The sequence below is a fragment of the Collinsella aerofaciens genome (assembly GCF_018785265.1).
Classification (GTDB): Bacteria; Actinomycetota; Coriobacteriia; order Coriobacteriales; family Coriobacteriaceae; genus Collinsella; species Collinsella aerofaciens_AI.
Map to the genome: position 1 here is coordinate 1 of NZ_WQPK01000009.1, position 5,425 is coordinate 5,425.

At 53.5% G+C, this 5,425-nt stretch carries 4 protein-coding genes; 1 reads left to right on the plus strand and 3 read right to left on the minus strand.

The features are described 5' to 3' along the window. Positions 1-623 precede the first annotated feature (623 nt). Positions 624-1,481, plus strand: a complete 858-nt coding sequence (locus GPK42_RS01975) for a MurR/RpiR family transcriptional regulator (protein WP_006235773.1) — start codon at positions 624-626, stop codon at positions 1,479-1,481. A gap of 73 nt (positions 1,482-1,554) precedes the next feature. Here GPK42_RS01975 and GPK42_RS01980 read toward each other — a convergent pair whose 3' ends face one another. From GPK42_RS01980 to GPK42_RS01990, 3 genes are read right to left on the minus strand one after another with little or no spacing between them, the layout of a single operon-like run. After that, positions 1,555-2,883: a 6-phospho-alpha-glucosidase gene (locus GPK42_RS01980; RefSeq protein WP_252200033.1), complete on the minus strand. Its 1,329-nt coding sequence runs from the start codon at positions 2,881-2,883 to the stop codon at positions 1,555-1,557. Positions 2,884-2,902: 19 nt separating this feature from the next. Beyond that, complete coding sequence (locus tag GPK42_RS01985; protein WP_055285366.1) at positions 2,903-3,172, minus strand: hypothetical protein; 270 nt, start codon at positions 3,170-3,172, stop codon at positions 2,903-2,905. Positions 3,173-3,210: 38 nt separating this feature from the next. Further along, on the minus strand, positions 3,211-4,773 hold the full coding sequence (locus GPK42_RS01990) for a PTS transporter subunit EIIC (RefSeq protein WP_055285365.1): 1,563 nt from the start codon (positions 4,771-4,773) through the stop codon (positions 3,211-3,213). Between the last annotated feature and the right edge of the window lie 652 nt (positions 4,774-5,425).

The window sequence follows — 5,425 nt, forward strand, 5'->3', positions numbered from 1 at the left end:
CCGCGCCTTTAGACGCGAGCCCGGGGCCCGTGGGTTATACCCTAAGAGCAAACCACCCTTTTTAAGGGTGGTTCTGATTTATCAGTTTACTTTGCGGGTGAATTGCGGGTGAATCCTGAGTCAATTTATTATGTGAAGCAAATAAACCATTGATAATCGCGGGCCGGTCGGCTTGACTTATCGACCGATAAACTCCAATTGGGAGGAGTTTCGGCGGTCCTTAGCTAATAATAGTGCCGGGGATGGACCGCGCCATCCCCGGACCTTGCGCGCCAAAGGGACGAGTCCCCTTGGAACCCCGTCTATTGCTCTCAACACGGAAACAGGGGAGTGGGGGATACGGGTTGTAGGATGCCGACGGGCGAGCGCTATGCTGTCTCAAGTCCGCATGTAGCTTGTTCGGAGGCCGTCTCTGCGTCTCAAAGCGGGCAATGAATTCTGGCAATGGAACTTCTTCGTATCTGTTCGCTGCGACTTGAGCGATGCGCTCCGCACAAATAATGTTGCCGAAGCATGCGGAATATCAGAAGAGAGATTGCAGGACATGAGTCAGCGCATGAAGAGCTGCCCGTCGTTTTGATAATGACATAATTAAGTGGCAAACTAAAGCGATCGGAGCGACCATGATTCTTGACAGCCTGCGTAACAGCGCGTCTTTTAATGAAACCGACCGAGCCATTGCTACCTATCTGCTCAATCATACCGGCGACCTTAAGACCCTCACTATGGCAAAGCTCGCACAGGAGACTTACACCTCGAACGCGACAATCATCCGCTTTTGTAAGAAATTGGGCCTAAGCGGCTATCGAGAGTTGATCATGCAGCTCATCCAGGAGATAAGCGGAGACTATCTTCTGGCTGCCACTGTCGATCACAATCGTCCTTTTGGCAGTACCGATTCAATTGAGGCCATCGAGGGCAACCTTGCAAATCTCCTGAAGGGCGTCATAGATCAAACGAAAATCGAGCTCGATAGCGCCAAATTGAGCATAATCGCCAAGGCAGTTCTTAGCGCCCCGCGAATTTACATCTTTGCTAAAGGGGAAAGCTATCTGGCGGGATGTATCTTTCGCAACAATCTTCTCAAGCTCGATCGTCATGTCACCATGGCGGACGACGGTGGCCTGCAGACACTGCACGTTAAGAACGGTAGGCCCGGCGACCTGTTTTTATTCCTAAGCTACAGCGGCATTCACTATGATTATTCCAAATACGCCGCCGCTCTTTCCGAGCGCGGAATCAAGCCGTGTTTAATCACGGCGTTTTCTGATTCGGCGCTCGCCAGGCAATGCGACACTGTCTTGCTCATTCCAAAATCAGAGCGCGTGATTGGAAAGGTTGCCAATTACTCTTCCATGATCTCGCTCACGTATACGCTTCAGGTTATTTATTCGCTTATATTCAATCAGGATTATCAAGAGAACTATCGTGTAAAACACGAGGCCGATTCGTTCATCTTTACGAGTTTTGCGGAGATTTAGTCATACAAAAGGTGACCCCAAAGCATTTTGCCTTGAGGCCACCTTTTGTGCTTTTGCTATCTGGATGGCTTCTCTACTTCAGCTCAGGCCAATAGCCCTTGTTCGCCTCGATCATGTCGTCCAAGACTTCCTTAGCCACGCGCGCTGAGGGAATCGTGCGATTGAGGGTGAAGGCCTCGAGTGCCTTCTGGTAGGAGCCCTCGATAACAGCCTCGACCACAAGGCCCTCGCAGGCATCCTGCTGCTCGATAAGGCCCTTGTAGAAGCGGGGAATCTTCCCGACGCGGACCGGTTCGGCTCCTCGATCGGTGATGTACGCCGGAATCTCGACGGTCGCGTCGTCCGAGAGATTCTCGATTGCGCCATTATTGGGCACAATCACCAGCTGGCGATGGCGCAAATCCTTCGCCAGGGACTTGACGACATCGACAATGAACCTGCCGTGGACGCCTACGTAGAACTGCGTGAGATCGACCTTTTCACCGCGCTTAAGCGCCGCAGATGCGTCGAAGATACGCTTTTCGCGGCCGTTTACGACCTGCATGCCACGCGTGTTATTGATGTCTATGTACTCCACGCAGGCATCGGGCAACAGGTAATACTGGTAATAGGTGTTGGGGAGGTAATCCTGGAATAGCGTAGAAATCGTTGCCGCATTCTTGAAGGTGTGGGCCCAGTCTGGGTCCTTTACCAATGCGTCATTGAGGCTTGCCTCGGAAATGTAACCGTACTTACGCACGTGCTCTTTGAGCTTGTCCGTAACGTCGACGCCCTTGCAGCGTACGCTGGTATACCACCCAAAGTGATTGAGGCCAAAGTAGTCGACTTCAATGTCGTCGAGTTCGCAGCCCAAAATCTCCGCCATGCGGGCTTCAATCTCTACCGGCATATCGCAGATGTCGAGAATGCGAGCGTTTGGACGCAGCTTGTGCATCGCCTTGGCTACGATGGCAGCGGGGTTAGAGTAGTTGACGATCCAGTAGTCCTTGCAGGCGTACTCCTCGCAGAAATCGACAAGCTCGCACATGGGGAAGATGGTCCTCATGCCATAGGCCATGCCACCTGCTCCGCAGGTCTCTTGGCCGACTACGCCATGGCGCAGGCTGATCTGCTCATCCTGGATACGCATCTTGAGCCCGCCCACGCGCATCTGCGCCATAACAAAGTTCGCATCTGTAAACGCCTCTTTGGGGTCGACGGTTACATGCAAGGGGATCTCGGGGGCAAGGTCATCGATAACTGCCTTAACCACCACAGCGACCGTGTCCTGGCGTTCCTTGTCGATGTCATAGAGCCAAAGCTCACGAATCCCCAGTTCGTCCTTTTGATCAATCAGGTCTTTGACGATACCGGCGGTATAGGTGCTGCCGCCGCCGCAGATGACAATCTTGTATCCGTTCATGTTGTTCATGCCTTTCAAATCAAATTGAGCTGCAGACAATCTTGGTTACTATCTGCACGAAGTAGGTAGCGATGTTGATGACCGCCGCCATGCCTGCAATGCTGCCTGCGTCCGCGTGCCTTCCTGAACGCCGGGTCCAAACCGCAGCGAGTAGACCCAGGAGCGGCCAGATAAAACCACATGCGAATGCAGCCATAAGTACGAGAAGACCCCTTGTCGACTTTTCTTTGTACATGTTGAGCAGGCGTTCGAACATGCCTCGGATTGAATGAAACGTTTTGGTCAACATGAGGTCTCCTCGCTTATCGCTTATCGATTACGCGACTGTTAATCTTCCAGATTAAGGATGGGACGCAGCAGGTCGTAGACGGAGTGCACGTTGGTTCCCACGACAATTTGAACATTGGTGCCGTTCTTAAACAGGCCCTTGTCGATAGCCTTCTTGATGGTCTCTTCGTTGACCTTGTCGGGATCTTTGACTTCGACACGGAGACGAGTCATGCAGCAGCCCATGGTGTTGATATTGTCCTTGCCGCCAAGGCCGTTGATGATGTTCTGCACCATTTCCTGCTGTTTTGCGTCGACTTCCGGAGTTCCGGAGGACTCGAGAGCATTGTTGCCTCCGGAGACCTCTGCAGACCACTCTGCGGAACGGCCGGGCGTCATGAGGTTGAGTTTCTTGATCACCATCGCCAGAACGATGAACGAAACGGCGGCAAACACGATGCCCAAGACGATGTAAATCGGGAACTTGGTGACGCCCATTGGCAAAGGCAGGCCGAGCGTGAGCAGCTCGATGCCACCGTACATGTTAAGCAAGCGGACTCCCAGGACAAACAGGAGCATCTCGCCCAGTCCGTAGAACAGGCTGTAGGCAACCCAGAGAATCGGAGACGCGAACAGGATCATGAAGTCGAGCGGCTCAGTGATGCCGGAGAGCATGGCGGTGATGTAAATGGGCACCAGCATGGCTGCGACAGCTTTTCGATTCTCCGGACGGGAAGTCGCAATCATTGCGAGCACGGTGCCGAGGGTTACGAATTCCTTGCCAAAGCCGAACATGGCAAAGCGGACAGAGGGGTCGACTGTGGTGAGGGATCCGTCGGCGATATGGGGAAGCTCGGCATAGAAGATGTTTGCTGCGCCGGAAACACTCTGGCCGGCGACGACCGCCGTGCCGCCAATCGCGGAGTAGTCAAACGGCATCCACATAAAGTGGTGCATGCCGAGAGGTACGAGGACGCGGTTCAGGAAGCCGTAAATGAAAACGCCCAGACCACCCGAGGCTGCGATGAATGAAGAAGCGTTGCTGATGGCGTTGGCGATAGGGGGCCACACGATAGTCGCTCCGATGCCGAAGACAATGCTCAGCGGAACCATCGCCAGAAGGGCCAGGCGGGGTCCGCCGTAAATCCGGATATACTCCGATACCTTTACGTCGATCAGTTTGTTATAGAGCCAACCGCAGAAGCATCCGATGAGTACGCCGCCGAAGACGTTGACATCGGTAACTTGAAGACCCAGTACCGTTGCCTGGCCAGTGCCATACAGACCCATCGCGCCAGCTTTTGCCAGCTGATCGGTGAGCGTCAGGTAGGCGTTGTTGACATACAGGAACATGAGGTAACTAATAAGTCCAAACACTGCCGCGTTGGATTTTTGCTTCTTTGCGAAGCCTGCCGTTAGGCCGACTGCGAAAATCACCGGCAGGTTGCCGATCACCGCGGAGTTGGTTGCCGCGGAGAGCAGCGTGCCCAGATCTGCGACAACTCCGCTGCCGAGCGAGCATACCGTGGCGATGGCCAAAATGATGCCCGTTACCGAAAGGTACAAAATAGGGTCGACGATAACGCGGCCAAAGTTCTGGAAGGCCGTTTTGACTTTATCCATCTCTTCCCCTCTCCTAACTAATCTCGGGGGCTTGCCCCTTAGGCAGAGACGACACTCGCATACTTGCCGGCGTCAGGTGTTGATGTCGCCTCTGTTTACGGATTTCATGATAGTTGGGGTGTTTGCAAACAGGGCGGGCTGGAACAAACGGTTCTTAAAAACAAGTGCGACTAATCTATTTCGTTGTTACCATCTTTCCATTTCGGTCAGCGGTATTCATTTTTAGGCAAATGGCTTTGGACGCGAGTGACTAGCTACGCCTTGATTTGCCAAGTTTGAAATCCATCCATCTCTTTTTAATAGGCTCTTGCCGCCCGGGCGTCCCGGAAGAAAGGAGGAGGAGCGGAAGAAGCATTCCGATCCTGTGCGCGTCCATTTCCTGTGACAGCAGGGTTTCAAGCAGCTTTTTCGCTTCATCGAGGCGCAGGGGCTGCCTTTCGGCTCCCTGCGACCGCGGGACTGATATTGCATCGCTTGCGATGCAACTGTTGAAGTCAAGCAATCGTTGGTCGAATTTTGGTCGAAATTGGCATTGTTAGCGCCGGGCGATTTTAGCCGCTAATAGTCAAACGATTTTGACCAATCCCGGTCACCGAATAATGGCCACCGTGCCTCCCCGCCGCCACTACGCTGGTGGTGCCAACACGCCGGC